This window comes from Serratia plymuthica (assembly GCF_018336935.1).
GTDB classification, from domain to species: Bacteria; Pseudomonadota; Gammaproteobacteria; order Enterobacterales; family Enterobacteriaceae; genus Serratia; species Serratia plymuthica_B.
Map to the genome: position 1 here is coordinate 3570064 of NZ_CP068771.1, position 20393 is coordinate 3590456.

17 protein-coding genes are annotated in these 20393 nt (G+C 57.2%); 6 read left to right on the forward strand and 11 right to left on the reverse strand.

The features are described 5' to 3' along the window. Positions 1-10: 10 nt before the first annotated feature. From JK621_RS16635 to glnA, 4 genes are all read right to left on the reverse strand, one after another. Positions 11-133, reverse strand: a complete 123-nt coding sequence (locus tag JK621_RS16635; protein ID WP_006320185.1) for a YshB family small membrane protein — start codon at positions 131-133, stop codon at positions 11-13. A gap of 113 nt (positions 134-246) precedes the next feature. Continuing rightward, entirely contained in the window at positions 247-1659 is a 1413-nt protein-coding gene (gene glnG / locus JK621_RS16640) for a nitrogen regulation protein NR(I) (protein ID WP_212556899.1), read from the reverse strand. Between the two features lie 8 nt (positions 1660-1667). Beyond that, positions 1668-2717 (reverse strand): nitrogen regulation protein NR(II), encoded by a 1050-nt coding sequence (gene glnL / locus JK621_RS16645; RefSeq protein WP_006320183.1) that lies wholly within the window; start codon positions 2715-2717, stop codon positions 1668-1670. A 187-nt stretch (positions 2718-2904) separates the two neighbouring features. Next, on the reverse strand, positions 2905-4314 hold the full coding sequence (gene glnA, locus JK621_RS16650) for a glutamate--ammonia ligase (protein WP_212556900.1): 1410 nt from the start codon (positions 4312-4314) through the stop codon (positions 2905-2907). Between the two features lie 370 nt (positions 4315-4684). On the opposite strand from glnA, the gene typA reads away from it, so the two are divergent. From typA to fabY, 5 genes are all read left to right on the forward strand, one after another. Then, on the forward strand, positions 4685-6508 hold the full coding sequence (gene typA, locus JK621_RS16655; protein WP_126486128.1) for a ribosome-dependent GTPase TypA: 1824 nt from the start codon (positions 4685-4687) through the stop codon (positions 6506-6508). Positions 6509-6678: 170 nt separating this feature from the next. Continuing rightward, positions 6679-7269, forward strand: coding sequence for a glucose-1-phosphatase (gene yihX / locus JK621_RS16660; RefSeq protein ID WP_212556901.1), 591 nt, complete (start codon positions 6679-6681; stop codon positions 7267-7269). A 49-nt stretch (positions 7270-7318) separates the two neighbouring features. Beyond that, complete coding sequence (locus tag JK621_RS16665) at positions 7319-8209, forward strand: virulence factor BrkB family protein (RefSeq protein ID WP_212556902.1); 891 nt, start codon at positions 7319-7321, stop codon at positions 8207-8209. Then, on the forward strand, positions 8206-8643 hold the full coding sequence (gene dtd / locus JK621_RS16670; RefSeq protein ID WP_212556903.1) for a D-aminoacyl-tRNA deacylase: 438 nt from the start codon (positions 8206-8208) through the stop codon (positions 8641-8643). The genes JK621_RS16665 and dtd overlap by 4 nt, the downstream gene beginning before the upstream one ends. 23 nt (positions 8644-8666) lie before the next feature. Continuing rightward, the gene (gene fabY, locus JK621_RS16675) at positions 8667-9614 is read left to right on the forward strand and encodes a fatty acid biosynthesis protein FabY (protein ID WP_126486120.1); all 948 of its coding nucleotides are present in this window, start codon (positions 8667-8669) and stop codon (positions 9612-9614) included. Between the two features lie 38 nt (positions 9615-9652). Here fabY and JK621_RS16680 read toward each other — a convergent pair whose 3' ends face one another. Both JK621_RS16680 and JK621_RS16685 read right to left on the reverse strand, forming a co-directional pair. Further along, positions 9653-11314, reverse strand: coding sequence for an AsmA family protein (locus tag JK621_RS16680; RefSeq protein ID WP_212556904.1), 1662 nt, complete (start codon positions 11312-11314; stop codon positions 9653-9655). Positions 11315-11445: 131 nt separating this feature from the next. Beyond that, entirely contained in the window at positions 11446-12846 is a 1401-nt protein-coding gene (locus JK621_RS16685) for a nucleobase:cation symporter-2 family protein (RefSeq protein ID WP_212556905.1), read from the reverse strand. Between the two features lie 241 nt (positions 12847-13087). On the opposite strand from JK621_RS16685, the gene gltS reads away from it, so the two are divergent. After that, positions 13088-14299, forward strand: coding sequence for a sodium/glutamate symporter (gltS, locus tag JK621_RS16690; RefSeq protein ID WP_212556906.1), 1212 nt, complete (start codon positions 13088-13090; stop codon positions 14297-14299). A 57-nt stretch (positions 14300-14356) separates the two neighbouring features. Here the strand turns inward: gltS and recG are convergent, their stop codons facing one another. Genes recG through gmk form a run of 5 tightly spaced genes read right to left on the reverse strand, consistent with a single transcriptional unit; the run spans position 14357 to position 20219 of the window. Then, positions 14357-16438, reverse strand: a complete 2082-nt coding sequence (gene recG, locus JK621_RS16695; RefSeq protein WP_212560217.1) for an ATP-dependent DNA helicase RecG — start codon at positions 16436-16438, stop codon at positions 14357-14359. Next, positions 16435-17130 carry a tRNA (guanosine(18)-2'-O)-methyltransferase TrmH gene (gene trmH, locus JK621_RS16700; protein WP_212556907.1) on the reverse strand — a complete coding sequence of 232 codons (696 nt, stop codon included), beginning with the start codon at positions 17128-17130 and terminating at the stop codon, positions 16435-16437. Before trmH ends, recG begins: the two co-directional genes overlap by 4 nt. Positions 17131-17135: 5 nt before the next feature. After that, complete coding sequence (gene spoT / locus JK621_RS16705) at positions 17136-19247, reverse strand: bifunctional GTP diphosphokinase/guanosine-3',5'-bis pyrophosphate 3'-pyrophosphohydrolase (protein ID WP_006320163.1); 2112 nt, start codon at positions 19245-19247, stop codon at positions 17136-17138. Positions 19248-19265: 18 nt separating this feature from the next. Further along, entirely contained in the window at positions 19266-19541 is a 276-nt protein-coding gene (gene rpoZ / locus JK621_RS16710; RefSeq protein ID WP_004953385.1) for a DNA-directed RNA polymerase subunit omega, read from the reverse strand. 54 nt (positions 19542-19595) lie between these two features. Next, positions 19596-20219, reverse strand: coding sequence for a guanylate kinase (gmk, locus tag JK621_RS16715; RefSeq protein WP_199637537.1), 624 nt, complete (start codon positions 20217-20219; stop codon positions 19596-19598). Between the last annotated feature and the right edge of the window lie 174 nt (positions 20220-20393).

A 20393-nucleotide genomic window follows, 5' to 3' on the forward strand; every position in this document is an offset into this window, starting at 1 on the left:
GGCCGTTTTTTCAGCTGAAGAAATTAATCAGTGCTGCGCACAGCACCGCGGCAACGGCTGCCTGCGGCGTGTGGCTGGCGGAAGAGCCAAGCTCTGCGCCTTGGGAAATAAATACGATGAATGAATCCAACATCCTGAGCCTCCAGAGTGTGCGACCCGATCATACTGCGGCCATGCAGGCTGTAAAGCCTGGGGTAGCCGTTTTTTTGTGCGCTTGATTGTGTTTTTTATAATCAATGACGCAAACTATTCCATTCCCAGCTCTTTCAATTTCCGCGTTAAGGTATTGCGGCCCCAGCCTAGTAGCCGGGCGGCTTCTTGCTTATGCCCTTGGGTATGACGTAGCGCAGTGGTGAGCAGTGTACGCTCCATCTCCGGTTGTGCTTCCGACAAGAGGTTTTGATGACCGGAACGCAGGGCGCGATCGGCCCACTGCGCCAGCAGCGTAGCCCAGCTGTCCGGCAGGCTGTGGCCGGCGACTTCCGGCGCGGAGGTTTCAAACAGCTCGCTCGGCAGATCCTGGATCAGCACTTCCTGTCCGGCGGCCATCACGGTCAGCCAGCGACAGGTATTTTCCAACTGACGCACGTTCCCTGGCCATGGCAGGCGGGTCAGTGCGGTTTCGGTTTCCGGATGCAGATTCTTTGCTTCAACGCCCAGCTCTTTTGCCGCTACCTGCAGGAAGTAGCGCGCCAGACGCGGGATATCCTCACGGCGCTCGCGCAGAGGGGGCAGGTGCACGCGGATCACATTCAGGCGGTGGAACAAGTCCTCGCGGAATTTGCCTTCCTGGACCCGCAACTCCAGATTCTGGTGCGTGGCGGCGATGATACGCACGTCCACCTTCACCGGCGCATAACCGCCGACCCGGTAGAATTGACCGTCTGCCAGTACGCGCAGCAAGCGGGTTTGAACGTCCAGCGGCATATCGCCGATTTCGTCCAGGAACAGCGTGCCGCCGTCGGCCTGCTCAAAACGGCCCTGGCGGATCTGATTGGCGCCGGTAAAGGCACCTTTCTCATGGCCGAACAGTTCGGATTCGATCAGGTCTTTGGGGATCGCCGCCATGTTCAGCGCGATAAAAGGCGATTTGGCGCGCGGGCTGTGGCGATGCAAGGCATGGGCCACCAACTCTTTACCTGTCCCTGATTCGCCGTTGATCAGCACGCTGATCGACGAACGCGACAGGCGGCCGATGATGCGGAAAACATCCTGCATTGCCGGCGCTTCGCCGATGATGTCCGCCGCCGGATCGCTGGCAGGCTGGCTGCGCGCCGGCTGTTGCTGTTCCTGATAATGGCTGATGGCGCGTTCTACCAGCGCCACCGCTTCATCGATATCAAAGGGTTTGGGCAGATAATCGAACGCCCCTTGTTGGTAGGCGCTGACGGCGGCGTCCAGATCCGAATGCGCGGTCATTATGATGACCGGCAACATTGGGTGGCGCTGTTTGATCTGCTTGAGTAACGCTAAACCATCCATACCCGGCATGCGGATGTCAGACAGCAACACGTCGGGAGTTTGCGTGGCCAATGCTTCCAGCACTGCATTGCCACTGTCGAAGGTGGCGCAGCTCACACCCGCTCCAGTGAGCGCGCGTTCAAGCACCCAGCGGATGGAGCTATCGTCATCGACGATCCAGACTATCCCTCGTTGCATAGAAAACCTCACTGGCGAATAGGCAGGTAAACCGAGAATTCGGTATGTCCTGGCCAACTGTTAAATTCAATTTTTCCGCAATGCTGATCGATAAGATTACGGGCGATGGATAAACCCAGGCCGGTACCGCCTTCGCGGCCGCTGACCATCGGGTAGAACAGGGTGTCCTGTAACTGCGCCGGTACGCCGGGGCCGTCATCTTCTATATCGATACGTGCCGCCAATCGGTAGCGAGTGCCGTGCAGGGTTATCTGGAACGCGGTGCGGGTGCGCAGCGTGATAGTGCCACCTTCAGCGCCCAGCGCCTGCAAGGCATTGCGGGTAATGTTCAGTAATACCTGTTCGATCTGGTCCGGATCGTGCGCCATTTCCGGCAGGCTGGGGTCGTAGTCGCGCACCAGCGTCACGTTGTCCGGTTTCTCCAGCGACACCAGTTGGCATACTCGTTCCGCCACCTGATGAATACTCTGGGTAATGTGCTGGCCTGGCCGTTGCGGCCCCAGCAAACGATCGACCAGGTTGCGCAGGCGGTCGGCCTGTTCAATGATGACTTTGGTGTATTCGGTCAGCGCCGGGTCGGGGAGTGCCTTGGCCAGCAATTGTGCTGCGCCGCGCAGGCCGCCAAGCGGATTTTTGATTTCGTGCGCCAGGCCTCGTACCAGATCGCGGGCCGCCACTTGCTGGGCGTGTTGCAATTGTTCCTGGCTCAGACGGCGTTGATTATCCATTGGCGCCAGCTCAACCAGAATAAAGCCTTCAGGCAGCGCCTGAGCGGTCAGGGAGAGGATATGCGCACGGCCGTCAACCACCAGGGTTACTTCGCTATCGGTAAAGCCCTGGCCGGCACGCAGGCTCTCACGCATCAGATCGACGTTCAGTGAGAAATAGCCTAGCAGGTCGGGTAGGGGTGTACCGAAAAGTTTACGGGAACTTTGCGCCAGCAGTTGTTGTGCCGCCGGGTTGGCATAATGAACCGCCAGATCATCATCCAACAGCAGGATGCTGTTGATGAGAGAATTGAGGATCTGCCCAGCATCGGGCAGCTTGCCAGTTGCCATACAGCAGACTCCTGCACCTTTTTAGTGCATCTATGCTACCCCATCCGTGATGCGTGCGGTATGGAATAGTTTTGCAGAAAATACGGTGGAGAAAAAAACCCATCCGAAGATGGGCTGAAAGTTTCCACGGCAACAAAAAAACGACAACTAAAATGTGGTGCGCCATCCGCAGATGGCGCGGTAAGGCTTAAACGCTGTAGTACAGTTCGAACTCAACCGGATGCGGCGTCATGCGAACGCGGTCCATTTCTTCTTTACGCAGGTCGATGTAAGCGTCGATTGCGTCGTCGGTGAATACGCCACCACGGGTCAGGAACTCGCGGTCTTCGCTCAGTGCAGCCAGCGCTTCGTCCAGGGAACCTGCAACTTTTGGAATTTCAGCTTCTTCTTCCGGCGGCAGGTCATACAGGTTTTTGTCCATCGCATCGCCAGGGTGGATTTTGTTGATCACGCCATCCAGGCCTGCCATCAGCAGAGCCGCGAAGCACAGGTATGGGTTAGCCGCTGGATCCGGGAAACGGGCTTCGATACGGCGCGCTTTCGGGCTGGCAACTACCGGGATACGGATGGAAGCGGAACGGTTACGGGCTGAGTAAGCCAGCATGACCGGCGCTTCGTAGCCTGGGACCAGACGCTTGTAAGAGTTGGTGGTCGGGTTGGCCAGGGCATTGATAGCTTTAGCGTGCTTGATGATACCGCCGATGTAGAACAGGGCAGTTTCAGACAGGCCGCCGTATTTGTCGCCTGCGAACAGGTTAGTGCCGTTCTTGGACAGCGACATGTGGCAGTGCATACCTGAGCCGTTATCACCGAACATAGGTTTCGGCATGAAGGTCGCGGTTTTGCCAAATGCGTGAGCCACGTTGTGAACCACGTATTTGTAGATTTGGATTTCGTCGGCTTTCTTGGTCATGGTGTTGAAGCGGGTTGCCACTTCGTTCTGACCCGCGGTTGCCACTTCGTGGTGGTGCGCTTCGACCACCAGACCCATTTCTTCCATGGTCAGACACATGGTAGAACGGATGTCCTGTGAAGAGTCGACCGGAGGAACCGGGAAGTAACCGCCTTTTACTGCCGGACGGTGGCCTTTGTTGCCGCCATCGTATTTGGTGCCGGAGTTCCATGCGCCTTCGACATCGTCGATAGCTACGTGAGAACCACGGATGCTGCTGCCGAAACGGATATCGTCGAACAGGAAGAACTCAGGCTCTGGCCCGAACAGCACGGTGTCCGCGATGCCTGAAGCGCGCAGGAAGTCTTCCGCACGTTTGGAAATGGAGCGCGGGTCACGGTCGTAGCCCTGCATGGTGCCTGGCTCGAGAATATCGCAGCGAATAATCAGGGTGGATTCTTCGAAGAACGGATCCAGCACCGCAGTGCTGGCGTCTGGCATCAGCACCATGTCAGATTCGTTGATGCCTTTCCAACCGCCGATCGAGGAGCCGTCAAACATTTTACCTTCTTCGAAGAAGTCGGCATTCACCTGATGAGCAGGGATGGTGACGTGTTGTTCTTTACCCTTGGTGTCAGTGAAACGCAGGTCTACGAATTTCACTTCATGCTCATTCAGCATCGTCAAAACGTGTTCAGCGGACATACTTAACTCTCCCGGATTTATCATTGTCGTCGTCGTGGAACGAATCTGTGGAACTGGCTGTTTTTGCCTTGAATAGACTAAAGCGAAAACTGTGCCAACTTTGCAAAAGCGCTTTAATCGCCTTTCTGCGCGGGTTTTGCACAGAATCAGTATGCACCATTAGTGATGCATTGCACTTAATTGGTGCAATTAACGCAGCGTGGGGCACTGTAATGGTGCAAAAGTGCACCAACTGCTGCTTTTTGCACCGTGAAAGGGATCACAAACTGACCTGTACACAGTTGTTTATAAGAGACTGTTGTGATCTTGTTTAGTACCTCGCTTAATACGTGTACAATAGCGCGCTATTTCTAATGCCTGAGGCAAAGCTGTGATCGAAAATTTGCGTAACATCGCCATTATTGCCCACGTTGACCATGGTAAAACCACCCTGGTTGATAAGCTGCTGCAACAATCCGGTACTTTCGGAGAGCGTGTAGAAGCCACCGAACGCGTAATGGACTCCAACGATTTGGAGAAAGAGCGTGGGATTACCATCCTCGCAAAAAACACCGCCATTAATTGGAAAGACTACCGCATCAACATCGTGGATACCCCAGGACACGCCGACTTCGGCGGCGAGGTTGAGCGTGTGATGTCAATGGTTGACTCGGTGCTGCTGGTTGTGGATGCAATGGATGGCCCAATGCCGCAAACCCGTTTCGTGACCAAAAAAGCCTTCGCTAATGGTCTGAAGCCGATCGTGGTAATCAACAAGGTTGACCGTCCGGGCGCACGTCCTGACTGGGTTGTTGATCAGGTCTTCGACCTGTTCGTTAACCTCGACGCGACCGATGAGCAACTCGACTTCCCAATCATCTATGCTTCTGCATTGATGGGTATCGCGGGCACCGACCACAACGAGATGGCGGAAGACATGACCCCGCTGTATCAGGCGATCGTAGACCACGTGTCTGCGCCGCAGGTTGAGCTTGAAGCGCCGTTCCAGATGCAGATCTCTCAGCTGGACTACAACAACTACGTTGGCGTTATCGGTATCGGCCGTATCAAGCGCGGTAAGGTCAAACCTAACCAGCAGATCACTATCATTGATAGCGAAGGCAAAACCCGTAACGGTAAAGTGGCTAAAGTTCTGACCCACATGGGCCTGGAACGTATCGAAGCTGCCGTGGCTGAAGCTGGCGACATCATCGCTATCACCGGTCTGGGCGAGTTGAACATCTCCGACACCATCTGCGACACCAACGCCGTTGAAGCGCTGCCTGCACTGTCTGTTGATGAGCCGACCGTAACCATGTACTTCAACGTCAACACCTCTCCGTTCTGTGGTAAAGAAGGCAAGTACGTGACTTCACGTCAGATCCTCGACCGTCTGAACAAAGAGCTGGTGCACAACGTGGCACTGCGCGTTGAAGAAACCGAAGATGCTGACGCGTTCCGCGTATCGGGCCGTGGTGAACTTCACCTGTCGGTTCTGATCGAAAACATGCGTCGTGAAGGCTTCGAGCTGGCGGTTTCCCGTCCTAAAGTTATCAACCGTAAAATCGATGGCCGCATGCAAGAGCCGTTCGAGAACGTGACGCTGGATATCGAAGAACAGCACCAGGGTTCAGTCATGCAAGCCATGGGTGAGCGCAAAGGTGACGTTAAGGACATGATCCCTGACGGCAAAGGCCGTATTCGCCTGGATTACCTGATCCCTGCGCGTGGCCTGATCGGCTTCCGTACCGAGTTCATGACCATGACTTCCGGTACCGGTCTGCTGTACTCCACTTTCAGCCACTACGATGATGTGCGCCAGGGCGAAATCGGCCAGCGTCAGAACGGCGTGCTGATCTCCAACGGCCAGGGTAAAGCGGTAGCGTTCGCCCTGTTCGGTCTGCAAGATCGCGGCAAGCTGTTCCTGGGCCACGGTGCGGAAGTGTATGAAGGCCAGATCATCGGTATTCACTCACGTTCCAACGACCTGACCGTAAACTGCCTGACCGGTAAGAAGCTGACCAACATGCGTGCTTCCGGTACTGACGAAGCCACGACTCTGGTTCCGGCTATCAAGATGACTCTGGAGCAAGCTCTGGAATTCATCGATGATGACGAACTGGTAGAAGTAACGCCAACGTCCGTACGTATTCGTAAACGTCACCTGACGGAAAACGATCGTAAGCGTGCCAGCCGCGGTCCTAAAGACGCTTAATCGCTGATTTAGTGTTCCATGCTTAGGGCGCAGTTCATTCTTGCGCCCTGAGTTTTTTCCTCTGCCTTTCCCCATTTCTGCCATGCGCTATGCGCTTTTCCCGTTGCTCTCTGTTCAGCTCCTTCTTTTCCCGCTACAGTGAAATCTCACCGGCCCATCAGGAGAGGACTATGCTGTATATCTTTGATTTAGGTAATGTGATTGTCGATATCGATTTCAAACGTGTACTGGGTGTATGGAGCAATTTGAGTGGCACGCCGCTGGCGGTATTGTCCGAGCGTTTCGCCATGGGCGAGTTGTTCCAGCAGCATGAGCGCGGTGAAATCAGCGACGAAGATTTTGCCGAACGGCTGAGTGATGAAATGGGCGTCGCCCTCAGTTTTGAACAGTTCGCCACTGGCTGGCAGGCGGTGTTTGTCGCCCTGCGCCCAGAGGTGATCGACATCATGAAACGTCTGCGCAGCGAAGGTCATCGGGTGGTAGTGTTGTCGAATACCAATCGTCTGCACTGCAACTACTGGCCACAGCACTATCCCGAAGTGGCCGAGGCCGCCGATCATCTGTATCTGTCTCAGGATATCGGCATGCGCAAGCCGGACGCCAACATCTATTTGCACGTTTTAAACGCCGAAAATACGTCGCCGGAAGACGCCGTGTTCTTTGACGATCATCCCGACAACGTCGCCGCTGCACAGGTGCTGGGCATCAAAACGGTACACGTGACCGATCGTGACGTGGTGCCGGCTTATTTTGCCCAATGAACGCGAAGAGGTAAGCTTAAGGCGTACAAACTGACATCAAGGAGTGACCATGTCGTTTTTCCGCCGTAAAAAGCTGCCTTCCGCGATCAAGCCCAGCGTCACCTTCGGGCGATTGCTGCTCAAGCGCGTCGACAGCGACGGCCTGACCATGTTGGCGGGCCATCTGGCCTATGTTTCCCTGCTGTCGCTGGTGCCGTTGATTACCGTGGTGTTCGCGTTGTTTGCCGCGTTCCCGATGTTTTCCGACATCAGCGTTCAGTTGAAAAGTTTTATCTTCTCCAATTTCATGCCGGCCGCCGGCAACGTGATCCAAAGTTATTTGGAACAGTTTGTCGCCAACTCCAACAAGATGACCGCCGTCGGGACCTGTGGGCTGATTGTCACCGCGTTGCTGCTGATCTCCTCGGTCGATAGCGTGCTCAACACCATCTGGCGCAGCGAGAACAAGCGGCCAATCGTATTCTCGTTTGCGGTGTATTGGATGGTGCTGACCCTGGGGCCGCTGTTGGTGGGCGCCAGCATGGCTATCAGCTCCTACCTGTTGTCGCTCAACTGGCTGGCGCAGGCAGGCGTGAACAGCCTGGTGGATCAGGTACTGCGAATTTTCCCGCTGATCCTGTCGTGGATATCGTTCTGGCTGCTGTATTGCATCGTGCCGACGGTACGCGTACCGCCTAAGGATGCGCTGGTCGGCGCGCTGGTGGCCGGAATATTGTTTGAACTGGGCAAGAAGGGCTTTGCGCTGTATATCACCATGTTCCCGTCTTATCAGCTGATTTACGGCGTGCTGGCGGTGATCCCGATTTTATTCCTGTGGGTCTACTGGAGCTGGTGTATCGTGTTACTCGGCGCGGAAATCACCGTTACTCTCGGGGAGTTCCGTGACTACCGTCGGCAAAAGGCGGAGCAACAGGATCAGACACAAGAAGGGCAGTTATGATTGCGTTAATACAACGGGTGTTAAGCGCCAGCGTCACGGTCAAGGGAGAGACGGTAGGCAAGATTGGCCCCGGTTTGTTAGTGTTATTGGGCGTGGAGCAGGACGATAACGAGCAAAAAGCCGTGCGCCTGTGCGAACGCGTGCTGGGGTATCGCATCTTTGGCGACGAGAACGACAAGATGAATCTCAACGTTCAGCAGGCGGGAGGCAGCCTGTTGGTGGTTTCGCAGTTCACGCTGGTGGCCGATACCCAAAAAGGCATGCGCCCGAGTTTCTCACGCGGCGCCACGCCGCAGGAGGCCGATCGGTTGTATCAATATTTTGTTGGCCAGTGCCGCGAACGCGGCGTAGAAACCCAGACCGGTGAGTTCGCCGCCGACATGCAAGTGGCGCTGGTGAACGACGGGCCGGTGACGTTTTGGCTTCAAGTCTAAGTATTTTGAGAGAGAAGGCGTCTATGTATCACCTACGAGTACCCGTAACAGAACAAGAGCTGAAGGATTATTACCAGTTTCGTTGGGAAATGCTGCGCAAGCCATTGCACCAACCGGTGGGTTCGGAAAAGGATGCCTACGACGCCATGGCGCACCATCAGATGGTGGTGGATGAGGGCGGTAAAATTGTCGCTATCGGGCGGCTGTATATCAATGCCGACAACGAGGCGGCGATCCGCTTTATGGCGGTAGACCCGACGGTGCAGGACAAAGGCCTCGGCACGCTGGTGGCGATGACGCTGGAATCCGTGGCACGTCAGGAAGGGGTAAAGCGGGTGGTGTGTAGCGCCCGTGAGGATGCGGTGGAGTTCTTTGCCAAGCTTGGCTTCGTCAATCAGGGCGAGATCACCGCGCCGCAAACCACCCCGATCCGCCACTTCCTGATGATTAAACCGGTGGCCACGTTGGACGATATTCTGCATCGCCCCGATTGGTGCGGCCAGCTGCAGCAGGCCTGGTACGATCATATCCCGCTTAGCGAGAAAATGGGGGTGCGCATCAGCCAGTATACCGGCCAGCGTTTCGTCACCACCATGCCGGAGATTGGCAACCAGAACCCGCACCATACGCTGTTTGCCGGCAGCCTGTTCTCTCTGGCCACGCTGACTGCCTGGGGGCTTATCTGGCTGCTGCTGCGTGAGCGCCATCTGGGCGGCACCATTATTCTGGCGGATGCGCATATCCGCTACAGCAAACCTATTACCGGCAGACCGCGGGCGGTGGCCGATCTCAGCTCGCTGAGCGGCGATCTGGCCCGTCTGGCGCGGGGCCGCCGCGCACGCGTGCAGGCGGAGGTGCATCTGTTCGGCGACGACGATAAAGGCGCGGTATTTGAAGGCACTTATATGGTGCTGCCGGCCGAGTCGGACGTGCCCCTCGACCAGGGCGGCTCTGAGGCGATAGAAAGCTGAGTCGTCGGCCCTCTTCCCCGGGAAGAGGGTGTGAAAGACTAGGGTAACTGTTGGTTGACCGCCCGGCCATCGCCGGCGGTGGCCTGCAGTTCGCCCTTAAGTGAGGATTTAAACGGCCCATCGCTGTTCAGCAACCCTTTCAACTGCAGTTGCAGATTTCCGTCACCTTCTAGCGGAACCGGCTGCCATCCCCATTGCTGCAAGGTATTCATCGGTACCGAGCGGCCGTTCAACGACAGCGTAAACGGCTTGCCCGGCAGCTGCTCGACCGTGGCTTTGGCTTCCAGTAATCCTTTTGGCATAAAGGCACTTAGCTCGGTGACGTTGATCTGCCCGTCATTGGCGTTTAGCGCCAGCGATGGGCGCCGAACGTCAATTTTATTGAAGGTGGCTTCGCTGCCATTCAGGTTCAGCGTGCCGGACCAAATACCCCACTGGTGATCGCGCGCCAACAGCAGGTTGCCGCCGTAGCCGTCCAGCGCGGTGATCTGGAACGGGAAGTCCGGATTAATGTCGATGATCAGGTTGCGATTGGTGGTCAGTTTGTTGACGTACACCTCCGCCAACCAGTGCGGCAGCGGTTGCAGCCATAGCGCGCGCCAGTCTTGCGGCAAGGTGTATTCGAGTGCGGCGACGGCCACTTCGTCCAGTTGCAGGCGGTTGTTGGCGCGCAGCCAGCTGCCGGAGGTACGCAGCAGCCCGCCTTCCCAGCGGCTGGTGAACTGTTGAATGGCGATACCGGCCGGTGAAAGCCGCATATTCATGATCGGATCGATCAGGTGGAAACCGCCGTTGATCAGATCGCTGGCGTTGAAGTTCAGCGAACCGTCCTCACTGCGCCAGTCGCCTTGCTGGAAGGTAACGTTCTGCAGCGACAGATCGAGATCGTTGAATGCCCACTCTTTGCCCTCCAGTCGTGCGTCGATCAAATCAAAACGTTTGAGAGTGACCGGCGGCAGCGCCGTAAAGCGTTGCCAGAATTCGGCCAGCGTCAGCGGAGTTTGCATGCGTACGCCACTCAGCCGCAGGCGTTCCACCTGCCAGCTGCCGTCGGCGGCGCGGCTGGCTACTCCGGTCAGGTCACCCTGCGCCAGATCGGCGCCGAAGTTGTTGAGCTTCAGCTGGTTCTGTTTAAGCTCACCCTGTACCAGCACCTGCGAAGCCGGGATACCGTTCAGCGTCATCGAGCCGGCGCTGAACTGGAACTGATTGTTTTCTCCCAGCAGATGTCCGGCTTTGGGCTGCCAGGGCGTAATGCCGGCATTGACCTGCTGCGCGTTCAGCTGCCAGGTTTCATCGCTGGACTGCAGCGCCATATTGCTCAACTGCAACACATCGGCCTGTACCGGCAGTGTCGCGGTCTGCGGCTGAACGGCAAGCGTGCCGTCGCGCAGCGTTACGCTGTGAAAATAGCGCGGTTCGGTAATTTGGCGCAGGCTCAGGCCGAGATCTACCCGTTTGGCGACCAACGCCTGCGGCTGATTATTTTTGGCCAGTTTGACGTCTTCCAGGCTGATTTGGCCCGGTTGATTCCATGAGTGCGAGATTTTTGCCACCGACAGGCGGTATTCGCTGTTATCGCTGATCCAACGGCTTAACCAACCCGCCGCCCAGCCGGTTTGCCCCACGACGTACAACAGCACAATGGCAAGCACTACCAGCAGCAGCAACGTCAGCAACAGTTTTCCGATAAATTTCATCGTCTACATCCGCGTCGGTCAAAAAAGATACCCTGTTTATGCCGCAATTGGCCGGGCATCTCAAGTGCAATGGTCTGATAGGCAATAAAAAACGGCCGCAAGCGGCCGTTTGTGGCAGGCAGCGCGGTGGATTATGGCTTCTGGTGTTCGTGCGGGAACACCAGGTTGAGCACGATGGCGGTGATGCCGCCGGCGGCAATGCCTGAAGAGAGCAGGGTTTTCAGCCAGTCGGGCGCGAACTGCAGGATCAACGGTTGCTGGGAAACACCCATGCCGACGGCCAGCGACAGCGCCATGATCATGATCGCGCGGCGGTTCAGCCTTTCGCGCGACACGATACGCACGCCGGAGGCGGCGATGGTGCCGAACATCACCAGGGTAGCGCCGCCAAGCACCGGTTCAGGAATATGCTGCACGAAATTGGCCACTGCCGGGAACAAGCCCAGCGCGATCAGCATCAACGCCACCACAAAGCCGACGTAACGGCTGGCAACCCCGGTCAGTTGGATCACGCCGTTGTTCTGACCAAAACAGGAGTTGGGGAAGGTGTTGAATACTGCCGACAGCATCGAGTTCAGGCCGTTGGCCAGCACGCCGCCTTTCAGGCGTTTCATATACAAGGGGCCGCTGACCGGCTGTTCCGACACGTCTGAGGTGGCGGTGATGTCGCCGATGGTTTCCAGTGAGGTGACCATAAAGATCAGCATCAGCGGCAGCAGCAGGCTCCAGTCAAAGCCCAGGCCATAATACAGCGGGATCGGAAGGGTGACCGCCGCCGTTTGCGGAGCCGGCTGGCTTGCCGGCAGCATGTCCATCGCCCAGGCCAGCAGGTAGCCGACCGCCATGGCGATCACCAGCGAGGCGACGCGCAGGTACGGGTTGCGCTGGCGGTTAAGCAGAATAATCACCGCCAATACCGCGCCGGCCAGCAGCAGGTTTTTCGGTGCGCCGAAACTGTGATCGCTTATCGCGGCATAGCCGCCGCCGATGGAGGTCAGCCCAACCTGAATCAGCGACAACCCGATAATCATCACCACAATACCGGAGACCAGCGGGGTGATGATGCGTCGCGCCAGGTGCAGCACGCGGGAAAGCAAGATCTCGGTGCAGGAGGCGACCATCAGCGTGCCGAATAGCGCAGCCATCATGGTTGGGACGTCGGCACCGCCGTTTTTCAGCGCCAGCCCGCCCATAATCAGCGGTGAAACAAAGTTAAAACTGGTGCCCTGAATCGACAGCAGGCCCGAACCGACCGGCCCCCAGGTTTTAATTTGCAAAATAGAGGCCAGGCCGGAGGCAAACAGCGACATGCTGATAATGTGCTGAGTATCCTGTGCCGGCAGACCGAGCGCCTGACAGATCAACAGCGCTGGGGTGATAACCGCCACGAACATCGCCAGCAGATGCTGACCGGCGGCAAACAGCGTTTGCGGCAGCGGCGGGCGGTCTTCCAGACGGTAAATCAGTTCGCTGGTGTGGGGCGTTACGGCGGCTTTTTGCACGGCATCAAGCTCGGTGGATGGCATGGTCATGATGTGGCATTTCCAGAAACGGCAAAGCAGGCATTTTAATGATCCACCCCGCAAAAGCAAACGGTTGCGCCCTGATATTACGTCAGAGATATCAATGCCTATGTCGTATTTTTGTTCATTTTTTCTTGTCTTCTCAGCATTTTTTACTTCTAATCCCACCCTCATCAAGTTTTAAAAACTAAGCGGTTTTCTATAACTTATTATTTCTTATTGGATCTTTTCCGTTACAGGGAGTACCTGGATGTTTCATCTCGATACTTATGGCACGTTAGTCGCGGCAACGCTGGTTCTGCTCCTTGGGGGCAAATGCGTCAGAAGCATTCCGCTGTTGCGAAAATACACTATTCCCGCACCTGTCGCCGGTGGTTTGCTGGTGGCGCTCTTGTTGTTAGCCCTGAAAAAGTTCGCTAACTGGGAAATCAGCTTCGATATGTCGCTGAAAGACCCGTTGATGCTGGCCTTCTTCGCCACCATCGGCCTGAATGCCAACCTGGCGCGGCTGCGCGCGGGCGGCAAAGCGCTAATGGTGTTCCTGTTTGTGGTGCTGGGCCTGTTGGTGGTGCAGAACGCCATTGGCATCGGCATGGCGAAAATACTGGGTCTGGATCCGCTGATGGGCCTGATCGCCGGTTCAATTACGCTATCCGGCGGTCATGGTACCGGCGCAGCCTGGAGCAAGCTGTTCATCGAGCGTTATGGATTTGAAAACGCTACGGAAGTGGCGATGGCCTGTGCGACTTTCGGCCTGGTGCTGGGCGGGCTGATCGGCGGCCCGGTGGCGCGTTACCTGGTGAAACACTCCTCTACGCCGGAAGGCACACCGGAAGACAGCGTGCAACCGAGCGGTTTTGAAAAGCCGGAAAGCGGTCGACTGATCACCTCTTTGGTGATGATCGAAACTATCGCGATGATCGCCATCTGCTTGAGCCTGGGGCAGTTTATTGCCGGCTTGTTGAATGGCACGGTGTTTGAATTGCCAAACTTTGTCTGTGTGCTGTTTGTCGGGGTGGTCCTCAGCAATACGCTGGCGTTCAGCGGTTTTTACACCGTGTTCGAACGGGCGGTGTCGGTGCTGGGGAACGTCAGCCTGTCGCTGTTCCTGGCCATGGCGCTGATGAGCCTGCGCCTGTGGGAGCTGGCGTCGCTGGCGCTGCCGATGCTGGCCATTCTGGCTGTGCAGACACTGGTGATGGCGCTCTACGCAATTTTCGTCACTTATCGGGTGATGGGCAAAAACTACGACGCGGCGGTACTGGCTGCGGGACACTGTGGTTTTGGCATGGGCGCTACGCCAACGGCGATCGCCAATATGCAGGCGATTACCGATCGCTTCGGTCCATCGCATCTGGCGTTTCTGGTGGTGCCGATGGTGGGGGCGTTCTTTATTGATATCGCCAACGCGATCGTGATTAAGCTGTATCTGCTGTTGCCGGTATTCCCGGCGGTGGGCTGAATAGCGTTCGAGATGTAAAGCAAGGGCGCCATTGGCGCCCTTGTCTATGGCAGAGGGTCAGGCGTTGGAGTAGCGCGCTTTCTCCGGCAGCCAGCGTTCAATCAGGGCGCGGGCATGTTCCGGGTACTGCTGATGAATATGGCGGGCGACGCGCTGCACTTCCGGTATCATCGCCTGGTCACGCAGCAAATCGGCCACCTTGAACTCCGCACTGCCGGTCTGGCGTGTGCCAAGCAGCTCGCCTGGGCCACGAATTTCCAGATCGCGCTGGGCAATCACAAAGCCATCGTTACTGTCGCGCAGTACCTGCAGACGTTTCTGCGCAGTTTTGCTGAGCGGGGTTTTGTACAACAGCACGCAATGCGATGCCACTGCGCCACGGCCAACGCGGCCGCGCAGCTGATGCAGCTGCGCCAACCCAAGCCGCTCCGGGTTTTCGATAATCATCAGGCTGGCGTTCGGTACGTCGACGCCGACTTCGATCACTGTGGTCGCCACCAGCAGCTGTAACTCACCCTGTTTGAAGGCCTGCATGACCGCCTGTTTTTCCTGCGCCTTCATACGGCCGTGAACCAGAGCGACTTTCAGTTCGGGCAGCGCAGCCTTCAGCTCTTCCCAGGTGGCTTCCGCCGCCTGCGCTTCCAGCAACTCCGACTCTTCGATCAACGTACAGACCCAATACGCCTGTCGGCCTTCTTCCATGCAGGCGCTTTTTACCCGCTGGATAATATCGGCGCGCCGGGTGTCTGGAATGGCGACGGTGGTGACCGGCGTCCTGCCTGGCGGCAATTCGTCGATCACCGAGGTATCGAGATCGGCATAGGCGGTCATTGCCAGCGTGCGTGGGATGGGCGTGGCGGTCATGATCAACTGGTGGGCATGGAAGCCTTGCTCCTCGCCCTTTTCCCACAGAGCCAGCCGCTGGTGCACGCCAAACCGGTGCTGTTCGTCGATGATCACCAGCGCCAAGCCGGAAAACTGCACCTGTTCCTGGAATATGGCGTGCGTACCGACCACCATCGACACTTTTCCGCTGGCGATCGCTTCCTGCTGAGCAATGCGTGCCTTGCCTTTTTGCTTGCCGGCCAGCCAGCCGACTTCAAGCCCCAGCGGTTCAAACCACTGGCGGAAGTTATTGGCGTGTTGTTCGGCCAGCAGTTCGGTAGGCGCCATCAATGCCACCTGTTTGCCGTGGGCGATGGCGCGCAGTGCCGCCAGGGCGGCCACCAGCGTTTTGCCTGAGCCGACATCGCCTTGCACCAGCCGCATCATCGGGAAGCCTTTTTGCATATCGGCTTCGATATCGGCTACCACGCGCTCTTGCGCGCCGGTCGGCGAGAACGGCAATTCGGCGAGAAAGCGTTTTTTCAGACGGTCATCCGGCATCAGCGGCAGCGCCTGATAACTCTGCGCGCCGGCACGCACCGCCAGCATGCTGAGGTTATGCGCCAGCAGCTCTTCCAGGATCAGGCGTTTTTGCGCCGGATGCTTGCCCTGCTCCAAATCTTCCAGCTGGATATCCGGCGGCGGGCGGTGCAGGGTATGCAGCGCCTGCGGCAGGCTCATCAGCCCGCCACTGAGTTCCGGTGGCAGCAGTTCGGCGATGGCGCAGGTGTCCAGCAGCTCCAGCGCCTGATCGGTCAGCTTGCGCAGCGTGGCCTGCCTGATGCCTTCGGTGGTCGGATAAACCGGCGTCAGTGATTCCTGCAGCTCAACCTCGCTGCTTTCCCCCTGAATGCGGTATTCCGGGTGGATGATTTCTGCGCCGTGGTTGCCGCGTTTGATCTCACCGTAAGCGGTCACGCGTCGGCCTGCGGCCAGGCTATTTTTCATCGCCGCGTTGAAGTTAAAGAAACGCATGGTGAGCAGGCCGGTGCCGTCGCTGATTTGGCAGGTCAGCATACGCCGACGGCCAAAACTGATATCGCTGCGCAGCACTTCGCCTTCCACTGTGGCAAAAATGCCCGGCAGCAGGTCGTTGATCGGATAGAGACGGGTGCGGTCTTCATAACGCAACGGGAGGTGCAGCAGCAGGTCCTGAATGGTTTCCAGGCCAATTTTTGCCAGCTTGCCCGCCTGGCTGGCTCCAACCCCGGAAAGCGTGGTGAGAGGGACGGCATCCAGCAGGCGGCCTTTCATCGGCGTACCGTTGCCTGCATGGTCGCCCACCATTCGGCGTCGGCGACCACCTGGCCCTGTTGATCAATCTGCGGACGCGGCAGCCCTTTGCGCTTGGCGACGTTGGCCAACACCGGGTAGCCGCCCTCGAACAGCAAGCGTTGTTGTTCTTCTTCGTCCAGCGCGCTGTGGGTGCGCAGGTACATGCCGGCGTTGTGGCGTTGGCGCTGCGCTTCGTACAGGATCAAGGCCGAGGCGACCGACACGTTGAGGGATTGCACCATGCCGATCATCGGAATGATGATGTCCTGGTCGGCCAGGGCCAGCGCTTCTTCGGTGATACCGGTTTTTTCCTGGCCCAACAGCACGCAGGTTGGGCGGGTGTAATCCACCTCGCGGAAATCAACCGCGCGGTCGGAAAGGTGGGTCGCCAGAATCTGCATGCCTTGATCTTTCAGGTGGGTTACCGCGTCGGAGATGGTGCGGTGGGTTTTTACATTGACCCAGCTGTTGCTGCCGGCAGCGGAGGAAACCAGGGTGCGCATGCGTGAGGTCGGCCACACGGCATGCACCTGATGCACGCCGACGGCGTCGGCGGTGCGGATAATGGCGGAGACGTTATGCGGTTTGTGCACCTGTTCCAGGCAGACCGTCAGATCCGGCTGCCGGGTCGCCAGCATTTCACAAATCCGCGCATAGCGTTCAGGGCTCATAGGCGCTAATTTCGGTTACGGTTAACTTTAATCACATCCGGCATGATACGGATTTTACGCATAATATTTGCCAGATGGATGCGATCGCGGGTGGTCAGGCGGATAAAGGCGCTATAAACCCGGCCGTCTTTCTCTTCGGTATTCAGGCTCTGAATATTGGACTCGGCCGCATTGATAGCCGCCGTCAGGTTGGCCAGCGCGCCCTGATGGTTAAACATGTCCACTTTGATCTCGGCGATGAATTCCTGCTCGATATCTTTATCCCACTCTACCGCCATGAATTTCTCGGGCTCTTTCTGGTAGCCGCGGATATTCCGGCAGGATTCATGGTGGATCACCAGCCCTTTGCCCGGGCTGACGTGGGCAATGATCGGGTCGCCCGGAATAGGTCGGCAGCACTTGGCGAAGGTGATCAGCACGCCGTCTGCGCCCTTGATCGCCAGGTTACGAACCCCGGAGGAGGTGCCCAGGTTGGATTGGTCACCCTGCAGGTTTTTCGCCACCACCACGCTCATGGCGTTGCCGAGGCCGATTTCAGCCAGCAGATCGTCCAGGGTCGCCAGTTTCATGCGATCCAGCTCGTGCTGGATATTTTCCGGTGGGATCTCTGCCAGTTTGCGGCTGCCGCCCAACGCATGGTTCAGCAAGCGACGGCCGAGGCCGACCGAGTCATCACGCTTGAGGTTTTTCAGCATCTGGCGGATTTTGGCGCGCGCTTTCGAGCTGACGACAAAGTTCAGCCAGGCGGCGTTCGGCCGCGCGCCCGGTGCGGTGATGATTTCCACCGTCTGGCCGCTGCTCAGCGACTGCGACAGCGGATAGGGTTGGCGATCGACGCGGGCGCCAACGCAGGCATGGCCGATATCGGTATGCACCGCGTAGGCGAAGTCGACCGGCGTTGCGCCCGCAGGCAATTCAACGATGCGGCCTTCCGGGGTGAAAACGTAAATCTCATCCGGGAACAGATCGGATTTTACGCTCTCGATAAATTCAAATGAACTGCCGGCGCTTTGCTGCAACTCCAGCAAGCTTTGCATCCAGCGCTGAGCGCGGATTTGCGCGGTGGTGCCGGTTTCGCCCTGTTCTTTTTCTTTATAAGCCCAGTGCGCAGCCACCCCCATTTCTGCCATCTGATCCATATCTTCGGTACGGATCTGCACCTCAACCGGCACGCCGTGAGGGCCGATCAGGGAGGTGTGCAGCGATTGGTAGCCGTTGGCCTTGGGAATGGCGATATAGTCTTTGACCCTGCCCGGACGCGGCTTATACAGGCTGTGGGCCTGACCCAGCACGCGGTAGCAGGTATCGACTTCCTTCACGATCACCCGGAACGCGTAGATGTCCATAATCGAATGGAACCGCTGCTCTTTCAGGTGCATCTTGAGGTAGATGGAATACAGATGCTTTTCTCGCCCGCTGACGCGGCAAGGAATGCCGGCTTCGTTCAATCGGCCTTCGATCTCGGAGAGAATCTTTTGGATCATCTCCTTACGGTTACCGCGAGCGGCTTTCACCACTTCTTTGATGACACGGTAGCGGTTCGGGTACAACGCCTCAAAACCCAGCTCTTCCAGCTCGGTCTTCAGGTGGTGAATACCCAGGCGATGGGCCAAGGGGCTGTAGATTTCCAGGGTTTCACGCGCGATACGCCGCCGTTTGTCAGGGCGCAGCGAACCCAGGGTCCGCATATTGTGCGTGCGGTCGGCCAGCTTGATCAGCACGACGCGGATATCCTGCACCATCGCCATGATCATTTTGCGGAAGTTTTCCGCCTGGGCTTCTTTTTTGTCCTGGAACTTCAGCTTGTCGAGCTTGGATACGCCTTCAACCAGTTCAGCGACGCTCTTGCCGAACAGCTGTTCCATATCCTGGTAGGTGGCCGGGGTGTCTTCGATGACGTCATGCAGCAGCGCGGCCATCAGCGTCTCATGATCGAGACGCATTTCCGCCAGAATGCAGGCCACGGCGACCGGGTGAGTAATGTAGGGCTCACCGCTGGAGCGTGTCTGTCCCTCGTGAGCATCACGTGCAACGAGGTATGCCTGTTTGAGGCGCTTAATCTGCTCCTCAGGCAGGTAACGTTGAATCAGCAGATTCAGGCTTTCAAACAGGTACAAGGCAGACTCGCAGTCTAATTAACGACGACCTTCAGCAATTGCGGTAACCGCTTGAATTTCTGCGGCTTCCTGCTCTTGCTGCTCCTGACGATCACGAACATCGAGGATCTGGCTGGTGATCAGGCCTTCTTCGATTTCGCGCAGAGCGATAACGGTGTACTTGTCGTTTTCTTCCGGAACAAGTGCATCTTTACCGCCAGTCTGGATTTGACGTGCCCGACGAGCAGCGACCAACACCAGGTCAAAACGGTTACCAATTTTCTCTACAGCGTCTTGAACAGTTACGCGTGCCATATTTGTGCTACTCCACAGGTGACGAAAAGACTGGGCATAATACTGAAACTGTCTTCAGTCTGCCAATAGTTTGCTGATTAAAGCGTCATGCCGCAGCAATTGCCGGCCTAAACGCAGGCGCTCTGCGCGAATAATGGTTTTCAGATCGGACAGGGCCAGATCGAAATCATCGTTCACGATTAAATAATCATACTCCGCGTAGTGCGTCATCTCCGCCACGGCCTGCGCCATGCGTTTGGCGATCACTTCTTCAGAGTCTTGCCCACGGCCACGCAGGCGGCGGCCGAGTTCATCCTTCGAAGGCGGCAAAATAAAGATGCTGCGCGCCTGCGGCATTTTAGCGCGGATCTGCTGCGCACCCTGCCAGTCGATATCCAGGAAGACGTCTACGCCGGTCGACAGCACCTGCTCAATGGCGGCGCGTGAGGTTCCGTAATAGTTGCCGAACACTTCGGCATGCTCAAGAAACGCATCCTGCTCAATCATCCGGCGGAATTCATCTTTTGAGACGAAGAAATAATGCTCGCCGTGATGTTCACCCGGGCGACTGTCGCGCGTGGTGTGCGAAACCGAAACCTGCGTGTCGTACAGCGGTTGCGTCTTTAACAAAGCCTGAATCAGACTTGATTTCCCTGCGCCACTGGGGGCAGAGACAATAAAAAGCGTGCCTTGAGCCATGATGATGTTCGTTGATAGCGGTTGATGTGCCAATAACAGCGGATGTGTATTTTCTCCGCACAGTATACACGGCTAACGCGCCGGGTGCAGCGTTAGCTCGCATTTTGCCCGCCGCTTTGTGCTGAAAAAACCGCTAAACGGCGTATTTGCGCAGCGTATCGGTAAATTTCCGCG

Excerpts from the sequence above, each read along its gene's own strand:
- JK621_RS16635 (WP_006320185.1), bottom strand. The coding sequence starts at position 133 with ATGTTGGATTCATTCATCGTATTTATTTCCCAAGGCGCAGAGCTTGGC.
- glnG (WP_212556899.1), bottom strand. The coding sequence starts at position 1,659 with ATGCAACGAGGGATAGTCTGGATCGTCGATGACGATAGCTCCATCCGC.
- glnL (WP_006320183.1), bottom strand. The coding sequence starts at position 2,717 with ATGGCAACTGGCAAGCTGCCCGATGCTGGGCAGATCCTCAATTCTCTC.
- glnA (WP_212556900.1), bottom strand. The coding sequence starts at position 4,314 with ATGTCCGCTGAACACGTTTTGACGATGCTGAATGAGCATGAAGTGAAA.
- yihX (WP_212556901.1), top strand. The coding sequence starts at position 6,679 with ATGCTGTATATCTTTGATTTAGGTAATGTGATTGTCGATATCGATTTC.
- JK621_RS16665 (WP_212556902.1), top strand. The coding sequence starts at position 7,319 with ATGTCGTTTTTCCGCCGTAAAAAGCTGCCTTCCGCGATCAAGCCCAGC.
- dtd (WP_212556903.1), top strand. The coding sequence starts at position 8,206 with ATGATTGCGTTAATACAACGGGTGTTAAGCGCCAGCGTCACGGTCAAG.
- fabY (WP_126486120.1), top strand. The coding sequence starts at position 8,667 with ATGTATCACCTACGAGTACCCGTAACAGAACAAGAGCTGAAGGATTAT.
- JK621_RS16680 (WP_212556904.1), bottom strand. The coding sequence starts at position 11,314 with ATGAAATTTATCGGAAAACTGTTGCTGACGTTGCTGCTGCTGGTAGTG.
- JK621_RS16685 (WP_212556905.1), bottom strand. The coding sequence starts at position 12,846 with ATGACCATGCCATCCACCGAGCTTGATGCCGTGCAAAAAGCCGCCGTA.
- gltS (WP_212556906.1), top strand. The coding sequence starts at position 13,088 with ATGTTTCATCTCGATACTTATGGCACGTTAGTCGCGGCAACGCTGGTT.
- recG (WP_212560217.1), bottom strand. The coding sequence starts at position 16,438 with ATGAAAGGCCGCCTGCTGGATGCCGTCCCTCTCACCACGCTTTCCGGG.
- trmH (WP_212556907.1), bottom strand. The coding sequence starts at position 17,130 with ATGAGCCCTGAACGCTATGCGCGGATTTGTGAAATGCTGGCGACCCGG.
- rpoZ (WP_004953385.1), bottom strand. The coding sequence starts at position 19,541 with ATGGCACGCGTAACTGTTCAAGACGCTGTAGAGAAAATTGGTAACCGT.
- gmk (WP_199637537.1), bottom strand. The coding sequence starts at position 20,219 with ATGGCTCAAGGCACGCTTTTTATTGTCTCTGCCCCCAGTGGCGCAGGG.